The organism is Pseudonocardia halophobica (assembly GCF_050948485.1).
GTDB classification, from domain to species: Bacteria; Actinomycetota; Actinomycetes; order Mycobacteriales; family Pseudonocardiaceae; genus Pseudonocardia; species Pseudonocardia halophobica.
The window spans coordinates 7,476,869-7,490,103 of record NZ_CP192046.1; the positions used below are offsets into that span (position 1 = coordinate 7,476,869).

A 13,235-nucleotide genomic window follows, 5' to 3' on the forward strand; every position below is an offset into this window, starting at 1 on the left:
AGCAGGAGTGTCGAGAGAGTAGGGAGCGACCCGGAGGGCCCGACTCCCCGTTCATCACCCTTTGGGGGGACGCACAACGGGCGAGAACACGCGCACCGGACGCGGTCGACGGTTCTCTACCGTCCGCGCACCCGGTCCCTCGTGGCCGGTGGCGCGGACCAAGGCGGTCCGTGCGAGCGGGCGAGGAGGCGACCATGAGACGCACACGAGGCGTACGACTCCGGATGCTGGCGGCGACGATGGCGATCGTCGCCCTCGGCCTCACGGCATGCGGCGGGGGTGATGCCGCGACGACGGCGGGGACGGCCGAGGTCGACCCCGCAGGTGTGCAGTGGGCGACCGAGCGGACGAACGCGGCGCTGCAGCGCCCGACGACCATCCCCCTCACCGCACCGATCGGCGCACCGGTGCCGGCGGGCAAGCGGATCGCCTACATCGACTGCGGTGCCGCGAGCTGCACCTCCTACATCCCCGTCATCCGCGACGCCGTCTCGAGCTTCGGGTGGACCCTAGAGAGCGTGTCGACCGACGGGACGCCGGGCAGCGTGAAGAACGCCTGGGCCAGCATCCTACGGCAGAACTTCGACGGGATCATGTACTCGGCCACGGAGCGGAGCGTGATCGACAACGAGCTTCGCGAGGCGGCGAGTCGCGGCATCCCGGTGGCGGCACTCAACGTGATCGACCCGCCGACCGACGGCATCACGTTCGTGGCGGGCGACGCAGCCGCGGCACAGTCCTTCGGCGAGGCGGCCGCCGCCTACACGATCGCGGAGAGTGGCGGCACCGCCCGCGCTGTCTCGTTCAACATCCCCGGCTACCCGATCATCGGTCCGATCACCAAGGCCTTCACCGAGTCCACGGCTCAGCACTGCCCGGGCTGTGAGGTCGAGGTCGTCGACATTCCAGTGGCCTCGCTCGGGAAGGACGCCGCCGACCGCATCACCTCCTACTTGCGGTCGCACCCGGACGTCGAGTTCGTCTTCCTCACCGCCGGGGCACTCGCTCCCGGGCTGCCCGCGGCGCTGCGCTCGGTCGGCATCACCGGCAAGCGTCTGCTGACCCCGAGCTCCGACCCGGTGGTGATGGACATGATCACGAAGGGCGAGCTGGAGGCCACGGTGTCCTTCGACAGCTTCGGCTACTTCTACGCGATGACCGACGCCCTCGCCCGCTCCTTCGCCGGGGTCCCCCAGCTCGGCCCGGTGGAGATCCAGAACTGGGTGATCCGCAAGGACACCGTCGTCAGCACCACCGAGCGTTTCCCGTTCGTGGCCGACATGCGCGAGCAGTATGCGCGCCTGTGGGCGACCACGTGAGCGGCTGATCCACAGCTGACGTGACGACCGAGCAGCCCCGGTCGGTGAGGCCGGGGCTGCTCGTCGTGTGGGCTAGAAGCCCGCGACCGGCTGGGCCTGTCCTCCGACCACCTTGGCGAGCAACGTTGAGAGCTGGCGTTGCTCGTCGGCGTCCAGCACGCTGAAGAACCGGCTGTGCACCTCGTTCTGCGCCAGCAACCCGGGCCCGATGAGATCGACACCTCGGTCGGTGATCCGCACCGTATACTGCCTGCGGTCAGCACTGGTCGCCCGGTCCCGCTCGACGAGCCCACGCTTCTCCAACGTTGCCAGCACACCGGCCAGGGCCTGACGGGACACCGCCGAGAGCTTGCAGATGTCGCGGGTCGACATGTCTCCGAAGATCCAGAGCATCGCGAGCACCCGGAACCCCGCCGCAGGACAGGCGTACGGTTCGTGCACCGCCTCCGTCTCCCGGTGTCCCAGCAGGGTCAGCAGGCGCTTGAGGTTGGTCGACAGGCGCAACGCCCGGCTGTCCAGCCCTGCGTACCGCTCCGCCAACACGGCGTCGATCATGTCAGCCATCTCGTGAGCCGTGACCATCGCGGGGTCGGGACGGACAGGCTGCACCACCGACTCGGGCATACCTTCGCCTCCACACCACGGCGCGTTAGGGACGCCTTCACTCTATGCGGATCGGCGCTGCGGCGGCCGCGCCGACTGTCGGGACGAACAACGGCCGGTTCCGATGCCCCTCGTCTCGGGCATACGTCCTCTAGCGTGCAGTCTCCGCTCCCCCGTGGGGCCGATGACCTGATCAGCGACCTGGAGAGAGACAGCGACATGAGCGCGCCCATCGTGATCGTCGGGGCCGGGCACGCCGGCGCCTCGGCGGCGATAGCCCTCCGCAGTGAGGGTTACGACGGCGAGATCGTGCTGGTGGGCGACGAACCGCATCCACCGTACAACCGCCCGCCCCTGTCCAAGAGCTACCTCAAGGGCGGCGGAGACCTGGAGACGGTGGCTGTGCGAGCGCCGTCCTACTGGGCGGACGAACGCATCCGGCTCGAACTCGGTCGAGCGGCCGTCACCGTCGACGCCCAGGCGCGGCGACTGGTGTTGGCGGACGACACGGTCTTGCCGTACCGCCATCTCATCCTCGCCACCGGTGCGCGTCCCCGGCTGATCGACGCCGATGCGCCCTACGAGGTCCTCCGCACCTGGGACGATGCGGTCGCGGTGCGCAGGCGCCTGCACGCGGGTGCCCGTGTGTGCATCGTCGGTGGTGGATTCATCGGGCTCGAACTCGCCTGTGCCGCGGCGGCTCAGGGCGCGGCCGTCACCCTCGTCGAGGCTGCAGACCGCCTCCTGGCCCGTGCGCTCTCGATTCCGATGGCCTCGACGCTTCGCGAGGACCACGAGCGCAACGGGGTTCGGGTCGTGCTCGGCAGGCCGACCACGGCGGTGTCGTCCGACCACGTCGTCCTGTCCGGGGACGAGAGGATCGATGTCGACCTCACCGTGGTCGGCATCGGGGTCGTGCCCAACGACGATCTCGCGGCACGATCAGGACTGAAGGTCTCCAACGGGGTAGCGGTCGACGAGTATCTCGCGACGACGGTGCCCGACGTCTCCGCGATCGGCGACTGTGCGCAGTTCCCGTGCACCGTGACCGGCCGCATCGTACGCCTCGAGTCTGTGCAGAACGGCACCGACCAGGCGCGCTACGTGGCCCGCAAGCTGGTCTCCGGCCACACCGCTCCCTACTCCGCGGTGCCGTGGTTCTGGACGGAGCAGTACGGTCGGAAGGTGATGATCGCCGGTTGCTCCGACCCGTCGGACACCGCGGTCGTTCGGGGGGCCCCGGGCGCTGAAGGATTCTCCGTCTGTCGAGTGGACTCCACGGGTGCGCTCACGGCCGTGGAATCACTCGACGCACCCCGGGATCACGTGGCCGCGCGCAGGCTACTCGGGTCCGTTCCCCGGTTCCATCCGGACCTCGAGCGTCTGGCGGACCCCTCGGTCCCGCTCGCCGAGACGACGGGCTCGCCGGGGCCTGCCTGAAAGCACCGGTGCGCCGATCGTGAGACGTCCGGGTGGCGCACCAGACTCACAGAGCCTCGGCCTCGGACCGAGGTCCGAGGCCGAGGAATGTCCGGCGTGGATGAGCCGAACGATCCAGCCGGACGGCTACTCCGCGTGCAGGCGGAGCGCCTCCGCCGGGCACATCGACACGGCGTCCTCGACCAGCGGAAGATCACTGTCCTGCACGTCGCCTGTCTGGAGCAGGACGACCTTCCCCGCGCGGTCGATGTCGAAATGCTCCGCGGCAACGGTGCAGAGTCCTGCCCCGATGCACACGTCTCTATCCGCACTGATCCGGGTACCCATGTGACTCCACCTCCGAGGGGTCGTCGCCGGTGTCGGCCCGCAGACCGTAGAGGCGGTGTCCGGTCGACTTCCCGCCGTCTGCCGGGCAGCTTGTAGCGCACTACAAGCGGCCCATGCCACGGCGCCGACGCATGGGAACGCGAGACCGGGACCGCCCACGCGGCCGCCGGCCCCACTGGGACACACGGCGTCGGGGCGGCGGAGGGCGGATGGAGATCCGCACAAGGTCCACTCCAGGAACCGGTCCCGGCAGGGCACAGCTGCGTACGGTCGCGACAACCCCGAGCCAGGAGCTGGAGGACATGGCAATCGATTTCGAGGTCAAGGACCACATCGCCCTCATCACGCTCAACCGCCCGGAGCGGATGAACGCGATGGACGCCGAGGCGTATCAGGACCTGTCGGACGCGTGGACCGAGGTGCGCGACAACCCGGACATCCGGGTGGCCGTGGTCACCGGGGCGGGCGACAAGGCATTCAGTGCGGGGGCCGACCTCAAGTCGTTCCTGGGCAGCCCGACGGACCTGTCGGACTTCTGGCTGACCCAACAGGGGCAGCTTCTCAACCGCGGCATCGAGATGTGGAAGCCGGTCATCGCCGCGGTCAACGGCTACTGCCTCGGCGGCGGGCTCACGCTCATGCTCGCGACCGACCTCCGCTTCGCGACGCCGTCCGCCACCTTCGCGCTCAGCGAGGTCAGGCGAGGCGTTCTGCCCGGCAACGGCGGGACCCAGCGCCTCATCGAGCAGCTCCCCCATGCCGTGGCCATGGAGGTGCTGCTCGTCGGCGACCGGTTCGATGCCGAGACGGCCCTGCGGTGGGGCCTCATCAATCGGATCGTGGACCACGACGTGCTCCTCGAGGCCGCCTTCGACGCCGCGCGACGCATCAGTGAGAACGCTCCGCTGGCGGTCCAGGCCACCAAGGAGCTCGCTCTGCGCTCCCGGGACGTGGACCGGGCAACGGGGCTGCGGCTCGAGGAGTCCCTCCTGAAGCTGCTGCGCCACTCCTCCGATGCCATCGAGGGACCCCGCGCCTTCGCCGAGAAGCGGCCCCCGGCCTTCGTCGGGCGCTGACGAGGAGCTGGGACATGCGCGGAAAAATCGTCATCGCGGGCATCGGATACACCGCCTTCGGGAAGCTGCCCGGCCGCTCGACCACCTCGCTCAACGTCGAGGCCTCTCGCAAGGCCATCGCCGACGCCGGGATCGACAAGGACGAGATCGACGCCGTCTTCGTCAAATACCCGACGTCGGGCTACCGGATGATGTACGGCCAGACAGTCGCCGAGGCACTCGGCCTGCAGCCCCGGATCGGGGGCGTCTGGGACCAGGGCGGCGCCACGAACATCTCCATGATCTCATACGCGGCCATGGCGATCGAGCACGGTCAGTGCGAGGTCGCCCTCGTCACCATCGCGGACAACCCCCGCACCGGGACCCGGCAGGCATACGAGAAGGGCTGGGGCGACGACGCCGTCTACGGCTGGTTCGGCACCCCCGCCGGCTACGCCATGATCGCCCGAAGGCACATGGAGGAGTACGGCACCGCGCAGAACGACCTCGGTGCGATCGCGGTCGCCGCTCGCGCGCACGCGGCCCGCAACCCGCACGCCCAACAGCACCGGCCGCTCTCCCTGGCCGACTACGAGCAGTCGCGGCCGATCGTGGACCCGCTGCGCCGGGACGACTGCTGTCTCATCTCCGACGGCGGGGCCGCGGTGATCGTCATGAGCCGGGCGCGTGCGCAGGCCGTCGGGGCCACGGGCGTGCCCATCCTCGGCTTCGGCCAGGGGCAGACCTCCTGGGAAGTGGCCCAGCGCCCCGTGCTGACCAGCACCGCCGCCGTGGCGTCGGGTCGCACCGCGTTCGAGATGGCAGGGCTCACACCCGCCGACATCGACGTGGCACAGCTCTACGACTGCTTCACCATCGCGCCGCTGATGACCCTGGAGGACTACGGGTTCTGCGCGAAGGGCGAGGGCGGGAAGTTCGTGCGCGACGGGGCGATCGAGCTCGGCGGCACGTTGCCGGTGAACACGAGCGGAGGCCTGCTCGCGGAGACCGGCATGCCCGGCATGCAGCTGGTGATCGAGGGAGTGCGCCAGATCCGCGGGACGTCCACGGCGCAGGTGGACGGAGCCACCACGTGTGTGGTCAGCAACCAGGGAGGAATCATGACGACCCATTCGACCCTCATCCTGGGCGACCGATGAGCACCGCGCCGTTGCCCGAGGTCACCCCGCTGAGCGAGCCCTACTGGACGGCGCTGGCGGAGGGCAGGCTGATGCACCAGCGCTGCGTCGGCTGCGGGAACGCCTGGTTGCCCGCTCGCGAGGAGTGCCCCCACTGCCTGGCCGCCGCACCACGATGGGTCGACTCCTCCGGCGAGGGCCGAGTGATCAGTTGGGTGGTCTACCACCAGGCCGTGCACGAGTACTTCGCCGACAAGGTGCCCTACACCGTCGCCGTCATCGAGCTCGCCGAGGGCCCGCGTCTGATCAGCTCGTTGGTCGGTGACGCCCCGGCGATCGACGCGCCGGTTCGTTTCCGCCCCGCCGAGATCGACGGGTTTGCCGTCACGTCGTTCGAGCTCGCTCGCGACTAGCCCGGAACAGGAGACAGCATGTCCAGCAACGACATCCCGACCACGGTCGACGTGGTCGTCGTCGGCGCCGGGTTCGCCGGGTTGAACGCGCTCTACACGCTGCGCGAGCGAGGCCACTCGGTCGTGGTGCTCGAGGCGGGCGACTCGGTCGGCGGCACGTGGTACTGGAACCGTTACCCCGGCGCGCGGGTCGACATCGAGTCGCTCGAGTACTCCTACGGCTTCCGCGACGACCTCCAACAGGAGTGGAGCTGGTCGGAGAAGTACGCGGGGCAGCCCGAGGTGGAGCGCTACCTCAACTGGGTGGCCGACCGGCTCGAGCTGCGCTCGTCCATCCGCTTCCGGCGCCGCGTGGTCGAGATGGAGTTCGACGACGCCGCAGGCAGCTGGCACACGGTCGCCACGGCCGATCCAGACGGGACCACCGAGACCTTCCGGTCCGCCCATGTCGTCCTCGCGACCGGCTTCCTCTCCGTCCCCGCCTTCCCGGACATCCCCGGACTGCAGTCCTTCCAGGGCGAGCTGGTGCACACCGGGGCGTGGCCTGAGCCCGGACCTCGGACGGAGGGCCGCCGCGTCGGGGTCGTCGGCACTGCGGCGAGCGGGGTGCAGGTCGTCCAGGAGCTCGCCGGGAAGGCCGGCCACCTCGCGGTCTTCCAACGCACCGCGAACTGGTGCTTTCCCCTGCGCAACCGGCCGATGGACCCTGACTACGAGCGGTTCGTCAAGGAGAACTACGCCGAGATCCGTCGGCTGGAGCTCGAGTGCCGGGGCTCCGGGATGGTCCTCATGGACGGCCGAATCGTCCGTCCGGAGAGCCGGAACGCCAGCGACGTCGGGTACGCCGAGCGCCTCTCCGACTTCGAGTGGCGCTGGCAGGCGGGCGGTGTGCACATGGGCCGCAGCTTCGCCGACCTCATCCGCAACGAGGAGTCGAACGCAGCGCTGCGGAGCTTCCTGGAGACGAAGATCCGCGAGCTCGTCGACGACCCCGCCACGGCCGAGAAGCTGATCCCGAAGCATCCGCCGCTGTCCCGGCGCCCGCCGGGCGAGAGCGGCTACTACACGGCCTTCAACCGTGAGGACGTACAGCTCGTCGACGTGCACGAGGACCCGATCGCCGAGATCATCCCCGAGGGCGTTCGGCTGGCGAGCGGCGCCATGCACGAGCTCGACGTACTGATCTTCGCCACCGGCTTCGACGGCGGCACCGGGGCCGCGATGCGCATCGACATCCACGGTCGGGACGGTCTCCGCCTCGCGGAGCACTGGGCGGACGGAGCACGCACGCTGTTGGGGCTGATGAGCTCCGGGTTCCCGAACCTCTACTTCATCAACGGCCCACAATCCCCCGCGTTGCACTTCTCCCCACCGCTGCTGGGCGCCTACCAGAACGGGTACGTGGCCGACCTCGTGGCCGAGCTCGCGGACAAGGGCCTGACGCGCATCGAGCCGCGCCCCGAGGCCGAGAGCGAGTGGTCCGAGCACGTCAACTCGATCTACGCCTCGACGATGATCTGGAAGACCGACAGCTGGTGGGTCGGCGCGAACATCCCCGGCAAGCCACGACAGGCACTGGCCTACGGGGGTGGGTTCGTGAACTACCGCGCCCGGGCCGAGGAGGCCAAGGAGGGCCTGAGCGCGTTCACCGCCGAGTAGCGCGCGGCCAGCCGAGACGGTGAGAGCCCGGACGGAGGAGACGACACCATGACCATCGAGTGCCTGGCCGGCCAGGGCTGCGAACCGTCGGAAAGGAGCGCAGTGGCGGCGAGCCGGCTCCGCGTGGTCGTCGACAGCGGGCCGCGGTCGCTGGTCGAGGTGGTGCAGGCCGCCCGGCTCTTCGCGAGCCGTCCTGCGATCCGGTTCGCGGGGGACGAGTGGACGTACTCCAAGCTCTGGGCCGCCGCGAGCGCCGTTGCTGCGGCCCTTCGGGACGACTACGACGTCCGCGTCGGGGACCAGGTCGGCATCGCGATGCGGAACCGCCCCGAATGGCTCCTGGCGTTCTGGGGGACGATGCTCGCCGGCGGCGTCGTGGTCGCCCTCGACGTGTCGGCGGGGCCCGAGGACCTGGAATCACTCGTTCGCGAGAGCTCGCTGCGGGTCATCGTCGTCGACCGCCCGGCGGCGTGTGCTCTCGGCACCGCCGGCGGCGTGCCGCTCGTCGGGGCCGGCGGTATGCCCGATCTGCCCTCCTTTGCGCACCTGCTGCGCACGCCGGTCGACCTCGCCCGGTTCCCCGAGGAGTGGGTCGCCCCGGACTCGCCTGCCACCCTGCTGTTCACGTGCGGGGCGAAGGGTCGTCCGAACGGCGTGGTCCGCACCCATGGCGAGCACGTGACGACGCTGGTGCAGTCCCACACCCGGCGGACGGACGGGGGGCCCGCGGCGGGTGGCCGCCCGGTCGTCCACCCGCTGTTCCGACTCGCCGGGCTCGACATGATCTACAGCGCGGCGTTCGAAGGCTCGTGCCTGATCCTGCGTGGTGGGGACGGGGAGCGGACCTCCGCCCCCTCGGCGCGATATCGGTCGCGAGGGACCGGGCACGGAGTGGCCCGCTCTGTGGTGCCGCTGCGGTCCGGAATCGCCGACGCCCCCACCACTCGACGTCGCCACGCAGCCACGTTTCCCCCGTACGAGACGCGTGAACCCGAAGGCAGGACACTATGAGGCACGAGTTCACCCGGGAGCAGTACGAGGCACTCCTGCTGAGGTACCGCAACTGGGGACGGTGGGGCCCCGAGGACGAGATCGGCACCGCGAACCTCGTCGACGCAGCCTCGGTGGCCCGGGCGGCGGCGCTGGTCCGCACGGGCAAGGTCTACTCACTCGCACTGCCGTTCGACCGAAACGGCCCCCAGACGGGCCGCGGCCGGACGGGCCGGGTCAACATCCAGCACTACATGGCCCGCGACGGCGGCGACATCGCCGCGGACGCCGGCGACCTGCCACACTTCGACGGAACCGATGACCTGGTTCAGCTCTACCTGCAGGCGGGCACGCAGTGGGACGCCCTGGCCCATGTCTTCTGGGGCACTGAGATGTACAACGCGCGCACGACCGCGGACGTCACGAGCGCGGGAGCCGCACACAACGCCGTCACCGGGCTCGCCGACCGGGCGGTCGGTCGCGGGGTGCTGCTCGACGTGGCCCGCTGGTCGGGCGTCGACTGGCTCGAGCCCGGTCACGCGATCGACACCGACGACCTGGAGCGCTGCGCGGCCGCACACGGCGTCGAGGTCGGCCCGGGAGACTTCGTGCTGATCCGGACGGGGCAGCTCGCCCAGGTCCGCGCGCGCGGGGCGTGGGAGGACTACGCGGGCGGCGACGCCCCCGGCCTGTCGGTCGACGCCGCCCACTTCTTGTGCGGACGCGATGTCGCCGCGGTCGCCTGCGACACCTGGGGTCTGGACGTGCGTCCGCACGAGTCCGGGCTGGTGGCACCGTTGCACGTGGTCCTGCTGGTGAACGCCGGGATCCACATCGGAGAGATGTGGGACCTCGAGGTCCTCGCCGCCGACTGCGCCGCCGACGGGCGCTATGACTTCTTCCTGTCCGCGCCACCGCTGACGATCACGGGTGCGGTCGGTTCCCCACTGAACCCCATCGCCGTCCGGTAGCCCGGTGTCGGGGCATCATCCCCGACACCGGGTCTCCCGGTCAGATGTGCCCGCCCTCCTGCAGGTCGGCGAGCTGGGCGTCGTCGAGTCCGAGGCCGCCGTAGACCTCCGCGTTGTGCGCACCCAGCTCCCACGGGCCCGTCCAGCGGACGCTGCCCGGGGTGCGATCCAGACGCGGCACGACCTCCTGGGACAGGAAGTCCCCGAGGTCGTCGTCGTGATGGACCACGAGCGAGCCTCGGTCGCGGACGTGCGGATCCGCGACGATGTCCGCGACGCTGTACACCGGCCCGGCGACGACCTCGTGTTTCGTGAGGATCGTGTCCAACTCTGCGGCGTCGTGCTCGGCCACCCAATCGGCGACCGTCTGCTCGAGCTCGACCTGGTTGGCCGCCCGTCCCACATGCGTGTCGTAGCGGGGGTCCGTCGCGAGCTCCGGACACCCCATCGCCGAGCACAGACGCACGAAGATCTGGTCCTGGTTCGCGGCGATGACGACCCACTTGCCGTCTCGGGACCGGAAAAGGTTCGATGGCGACACGCCCGGCAGCCCGGTCCCGGACGGCCCGCGGACCACACCGAGCTTGTCGTACTCGGCAAACGAGCTCTCCATGACCGCCATGCACGCCTCGACCAACGACGTGTCGACGACCTGTCCCCGGCCGCTGCGCTGCCGCTCGTGCAGCGCAGCCATGACCCCCTGCGAGGTGAACATGCCGGCAAGGGTGTCGCCGAGGGAGAGACCGCTGCGCGGAGGGGGCATGTCCGGGTAGCCGTTGATGTAGCGGATCCCGCCCATCGCCTCGCCGACGGCGGCGTACCCGGGCCGGGCGGCGTAGGGACCCGTCTGCCCGTAGCCGGAGATCCGGGCCAGCACGAGCCCCGGGTTGTCACGGGAGAGCCGGTCGTACCCGAGTCCCCAGCGTTCCAGTGTCCCTGGGCGGAAGTTCTCGACGACGACGTCTGCGGTGTCGCACAACCGCACGAACAGTTCCGCCCCCTCGGGGGTCCGCAGGTTGGCGGTGACCAGCTTCTTGTTCCGAGACTGCACCGGCCACCACAGCGCGCGGCCCTCGTAGGTGCCGCGGCCCCAGTAGCGCATCGGGTCCGGACGGTCGGGGGCCTCGACCTTGATCACCTCGGCCCCGAAGTCCCCCAGAATCCGAGCGGTGGTGGAGGCGGCCAGGATGGTGCCGAGCTCGATCACCCGAAGACCCGCGAGCGGACCCGGACTCGGATTCCGGTCAGGCATCGGACCCGTCCTTCCCTGCCGCCCGCCCGGTCCACCACGCCGACTGTGCGAGTCCGCCGAAGTAGCTCAGCGCTTCCGGGTTCGCGAGGGCGCCGGGGCTGACGACCTCCTCGGCCTTTACCCCCATGAGGATGCGCTTGACGGGTACCTCCAGGAGCTTGCCCGACAGCGTCCGCGGGACCTCGGGGACCGCATGCACCTCGTTCGGGACGTGGCGGGGCGAGCAGTCCCGTCGGATCCGGTCGCGGATCGACGCCGTCAGCGCGTCGTCGAGCTCGACGCCCTCACGAAGCACCACGAACAGCGGCATCCAACCCTGGGTGCCCTCCCTGGGCACGTCGACCACCAGGGCGTCCACGACCTCGTCCAGGCTCAACAGAGCCCGGTAGATCTCCGCCGTGCCGATGCGGACGCCACCACGGTTGATGGTCGAGTCCGACCGGCCGTGGATGACCGCACCGCCGCTCGGGGTCATCTCCACCCAGTCCCCGTGCCGCCACACCCCCGGGAACATGTCGAAGTAGGAGGAGCGCAGCCGCTCGCCCGACTCGTCCCCCCACAGCTTGATCGGCATGGACGGCATCGGCTCCGTGACCACCAGCTCTCCGACCTGCCCGCGCAGCGGCCTGCCGTGCGGATCCCAGGCGGCGACCGCAACTCCGAGGGCTGGTGCCTGTAGTTCGCCGCGGCGGACGGGGAGCGTCGGGACGCCGGCGAGGAAGGACGTGCAGACGTCCGTGCCGCCACTCGTGGAGAAGAGCCAGATGTCCGAACCGACGCGGTCGAAGACCCAGTCGAAGCCCTCGGGACTCAGCGGCGAGCCCGTCGACCCGACTGCTCGCAGCGAGGTGAGCGCGTACTTCTCCCGGGGCGCGAGATCGGCCTTCGCGCAGGCCGACAGGAAACTCGCACTGGTGCCCAGGCAGGTCACCCCGGCCCGGTCCGCGAGCTCCCACAGCACCTCGGGCCCGGGGTGTGTCGGGCTGCCGTCGAACAGCACGATCGACGCCGGGGTCAGCAGACAGCCGACCAGGAAGTTCCACATCGTCCAGCCGGTCGTGGTGAACCAGAAGATCCGGTCACCGCGCTGGGCATCGACGTGCAGGGCCATCATCTTGAGGTGCTCGAGCAGGATCCCGCCCTGGCTGTGCACGATCGCCTTGGGCAGGCCCGTCGTGCCGCTGCTGTAGAGCACCCACAGTGGATGGTCGAAGGGCAGGTCCTCGAAGTCGAGATCGGCGGGTGCCGCCGGCGCGACGAGCTCGCTCCAGGGGCGGGTGCCCGCCACGGGCTCCTCATCGAGGTAGCCGAGTCCGAACGCCACCTCGACCGTCGGCAGCCCCTCGAGCAGCTCGGCCACCGACTCCCGTCGGTCGAAGTCCCTGCCGCCGTAGCGGTAGCCGTCGACGGTGAGCAGGACCTTCGGCTCGATCTGGGTGAAGCGGTCCAGGACGGCACGGGTGCCGAACTCCGGGGCCGCGCTGGACCAGACGGCCCCGGTCGAGGCACAGGCCAGGAACGAGGCGACCGTTTCGGGGATGTTGGGCATGTAGGCCGCCACGACGTCGCCTCGTCCGACCCCTATCGCTCGGAGCGTCGCGGCGATACCGGCCGTCTCGGCCTTCAGTCGCCCCCACGTCCAGGTGCCGAGCGGGCGGGTCTCCGAGGCGTGGTGCAGGGCGACGTCGTCGTCGGCACGATCCCGGAACACGTGGCGTGCGTAGCTCAGCTCCGCCCCCGGGAACCACTCGGCGCCCGGCATGTTCCGGGACCCCAGCACGGCACGAGGCGGGATCGACGCCTCGACGCGGAAGTAGTCCCACACGGCCGTCCAGAACCCGTCCACGTCCTCGATCGACCAGGCCCACAGATCGTGGTAGGCGGTGACGTCGTGGTCGACACGCGCTCCGGCCCATCGAGCGAAGTCCGTCATCGACGCCTTCTCGACGGCCGCGGCGTCCGGTTCCCACGCGATCCCCGCCGACTCGCGTTCGCTCACGGTTCCCATGGCACGCACCCTGCATCCGAGGCACCGACAGAGCGAGCCTCTCCCTGTGCGACGCTGTC

12 protein-coding genes are annotated in these 13,235 nt (G+C 70.2%); 8 read left to right on the plus strand and 4 right to left on the minus strand.

The genetic code is table 11. The annotated features are described in order from the left end of the window. The first annotated feature begins 194 nt into the window (after nucleotides 1-194). The gene (locus ACQP04_RS35755; protein ID WP_433504846.1) at nucleotides 195-1,319 is read left to right on the plus strand and encodes a sugar ABC transporter substrate-binding protein; all 1,125 of its coding nucleotides are present in this window, start codon (nucleotides 195-197) and stop codon (nucleotides 1,317-1,319) included. A 72-nt stretch (nucleotides 1,320-1,391) separates the two neighbouring features. Here ACQP04_RS35755 and ACQP04_RS35760 read toward each other — a convergent pair whose 3' ends face one another. Continuing rightward, complete coding sequence (locus ACQP04_RS35760) at nucleotides 1,392-1,943, minus strand: MarR family winged helix-turn-helix transcriptional regulator (RefSeq protein ID WP_433504847.1); 552 nt, start codon at nucleotides 1,941-1,943, stop codon at nucleotides 1,392-1,394. 213 nt (nucleotides 1,944-2,156) lie between these two features. Here ACQP04_RS35760 and ACQP04_RS35765 point away from each other — a divergent pair, with 213 nt between their 5' ends. Then, nucleotides 2,157-3,362: an NAD(P)/FAD-dependent oxidoreductase gene (locus ACQP04_RS35765; protein ID WP_433504848.1), complete on the plus strand. Its 1,206-nt coding sequence runs from the start codon at nucleotides 2,157-2,159 to the stop codon at nucleotides 3,360-3,362. A 126-nt stretch (nucleotides 3,363-3,488) separates the two neighbouring features. Here the strand turns inward: ACQP04_RS35765 and ACQP04_RS35770 are convergent, their stop codons facing one another. Then, the gene (locus ACQP04_RS35770; RefSeq protein WP_433504849.1) at nucleotides 3,489-3,689 is read right to left on the minus strand and encodes a ferredoxin; all 201 of its coding nucleotides are present in this window, start codon (nucleotides 3,687-3,689) and stop codon (nucleotides 3,489-3,491) included. A 302-nt stretch (nucleotides 3,690-3,991) separates the two neighbouring features. On the opposite strand from ACQP04_RS35770, the gene ACQP04_RS35775 reads away from it, so the two are divergent. From ACQP04_RS35775 to ACQP04_RS35800, 6 genes are read left to right on the plus strand one after another with little or no spacing between them, the layout of a single operon-like run. Beyond that, nucleotides 3,992-4,765 carry an enoyl-CoA hydratase/isomerase family protein gene (locus tag ACQP04_RS35775; protein WP_433504850.1) on the plus strand — a complete coding sequence of 258 codons (774 nt, stop codon included), beginning with the start codon at nucleotides 3,992-3,994 and terminating at the stop codon, nucleotides 4,763-4,765. A gap of 14 nt (nucleotides 4,766-4,779) precedes the next feature. Further along, the gene (locus ACQP04_RS35780) at nucleotides 4,780-5,904 is read left to right on the plus strand and encodes a thiolase C-terminal domain-containing protein (protein ID WP_433504851.1); all 1,125 of its coding nucleotides are present in this window, start codon (nucleotides 4,780-4,782) and stop codon (nucleotides 5,902-5,904) included. Then, entirely contained in the window at nucleotides 5,901-6,296 is a 396-nt protein-coding gene (locus ACQP04_RS35785) for a Zn-ribbon domain-containing OB-fold protein (RefSeq protein ID WP_433504852.1), read from the plus strand. Before ACQP04_RS35780 ends, ACQP04_RS35785 begins: the two co-directional genes overlap by 4 nt. An 18-nt stretch (nucleotides 6,297-6,314) precedes the next feature. After that, complete coding sequence (locus tag ACQP04_RS35790) at nucleotides 6,315-7,955, plus strand: flavin-containing monooxygenase (protein WP_433504853.1); 1,641 nt, start codon at nucleotides 6,315-6,317, stop codon at nucleotides 7,953-7,955. Nucleotides 7,956-8,003: 48 nt separating this feature from the next. Continuing rightward, complete coding sequence (locus tag ACQP04_RS35795) at nucleotides 8,004-8,966, plus strand: AMP-binding protein (RefSeq protein ID WP_433504854.1); 963 nt, start codon at nucleotides 8,004-8,006, stop codon at nucleotides 8,964-8,966. Beyond that, entirely contained in the window at nucleotides 8,963-9,916 is a 954-nt protein-coding gene (locus ACQP04_RS35800; protein ID WP_433504855.1) for a cyclase family protein, read from the plus strand. Before ACQP04_RS35795 ends, ACQP04_RS35800 begins: the two co-directional genes overlap by 4 nt. A gap of 40 nt (nucleotides 9,917-9,956) precedes the next feature. On the opposite strand, the gene ACQP04_RS35805 is transcribed toward ACQP04_RS35800, so the two are convergent. Beyond that, complete coding sequence (locus ACQP04_RS35805) at nucleotides 9,957-11,168, minus strand: CaiB/BaiF CoA transferase family protein (RefSeq protein WP_433504856.1); 1,212 nt, start codon at nucleotides 11,166-11,168, stop codon at nucleotides 9,957-9,959. Continuing rightward, nucleotides 11,161-13,176 carry an acetoacetate--CoA ligase gene (locus ACQP04_RS35810; protein ID WP_433504857.1) on the minus strand — a complete coding sequence of 672 codons (2,016 nt, stop codon included), beginning with the start codon at nucleotides 13,174-13,176 and terminating at the stop codon, nucleotides 11,161-11,163. Before ACQP04_RS35810 ends, ACQP04_RS35805 begins: the two co-directional genes overlap by 8 nt. Nucleotides 13,177-13,235: the final 59 nt, after the last annotated feature.

What these genes read in the sequence shown, in the direction of transcription:
- ACQP04_RS35755 (WP_433504846.1), top strand. Translation starts at nt 195, where the DNA reads ATGAGACGCACACGAGGCGTACGACTCCGGATGCTGGCGGCGACGATG.
- ACQP04_RS35760 (WP_433504847.1), bottom strand. Translation starts at nt 1,943, where the DNA reads ATGCCCGAGTCGGTGGTGCAGCCTGTCCGTCCCGACCCCGCGATGGTC.
- ACQP04_RS35770 (WP_433504849.1), bottom strand. Translation starts at nt 3,689, where the DNA reads ATGGGTACCCGGATCAGTGCGGATAGAGACGTGTGCATCGGGGCAGGA.
- ACQP04_RS35775 (WP_433504850.1), top strand. Translation starts at nt 3,992, where the DNA reads ATGGCAATCGATTTCGAGGTCAAGGACCACATCGCCCTCATCACGCTC.
- ACQP04_RS35780 (WP_433504851.1), top strand. Translation starts at nt 4,780, where the DNA reads ATGCGCGGAAAAATCGTCATCGCGGGCATCGGATACACCGCCTTCGGG.
- ACQP04_RS35785 (WP_433504852.1), top strand. Translation starts at nt 5,901, where the DNA reads ATGAGCACCGCGCCGTTGCCCGAGGTCACCCCGCTGAGCGAGCCCTAC.
- ACQP04_RS35790 (WP_433504853.1), top strand. Translation starts at nt 6,315, where the DNA reads ATGTCCAGCAACGACATCCCGACCACGGTCGACGTGGTCGTCGTCGGC.
- ACQP04_RS35795 (WP_433504854.1), top strand. Translation starts at nt 8,004, where the DNA reads ATGACCATCGAGTGCCTGGCCGGCCAGGGCTGCGAACCGTCGGAAAGG.
- ACQP04_RS35800 (WP_433504855.1), top strand. Translation starts at nt 8,963, where the DNA reads ATGAGGCACGAGTTCACCCGGGAGCAGTACGAGGCACTCCTGCTGAGG.
- ACQP04_RS35805 (WP_433504856.1), bottom strand. Translation starts at nt 11,168, where the DNA reads ATGCCTGACCGGAATCCGAGTCCGGGTCCGCTCGCGGGTCTTCGGGTG.
- ACQP04_RS35810 (WP_433504857.1), bottom strand. Translation starts at nt 13,176, where the DNA reads ATGGGAACCGTGAGCGAACGCGAGTCGGCGGGGATCGCGTGGGAACCG.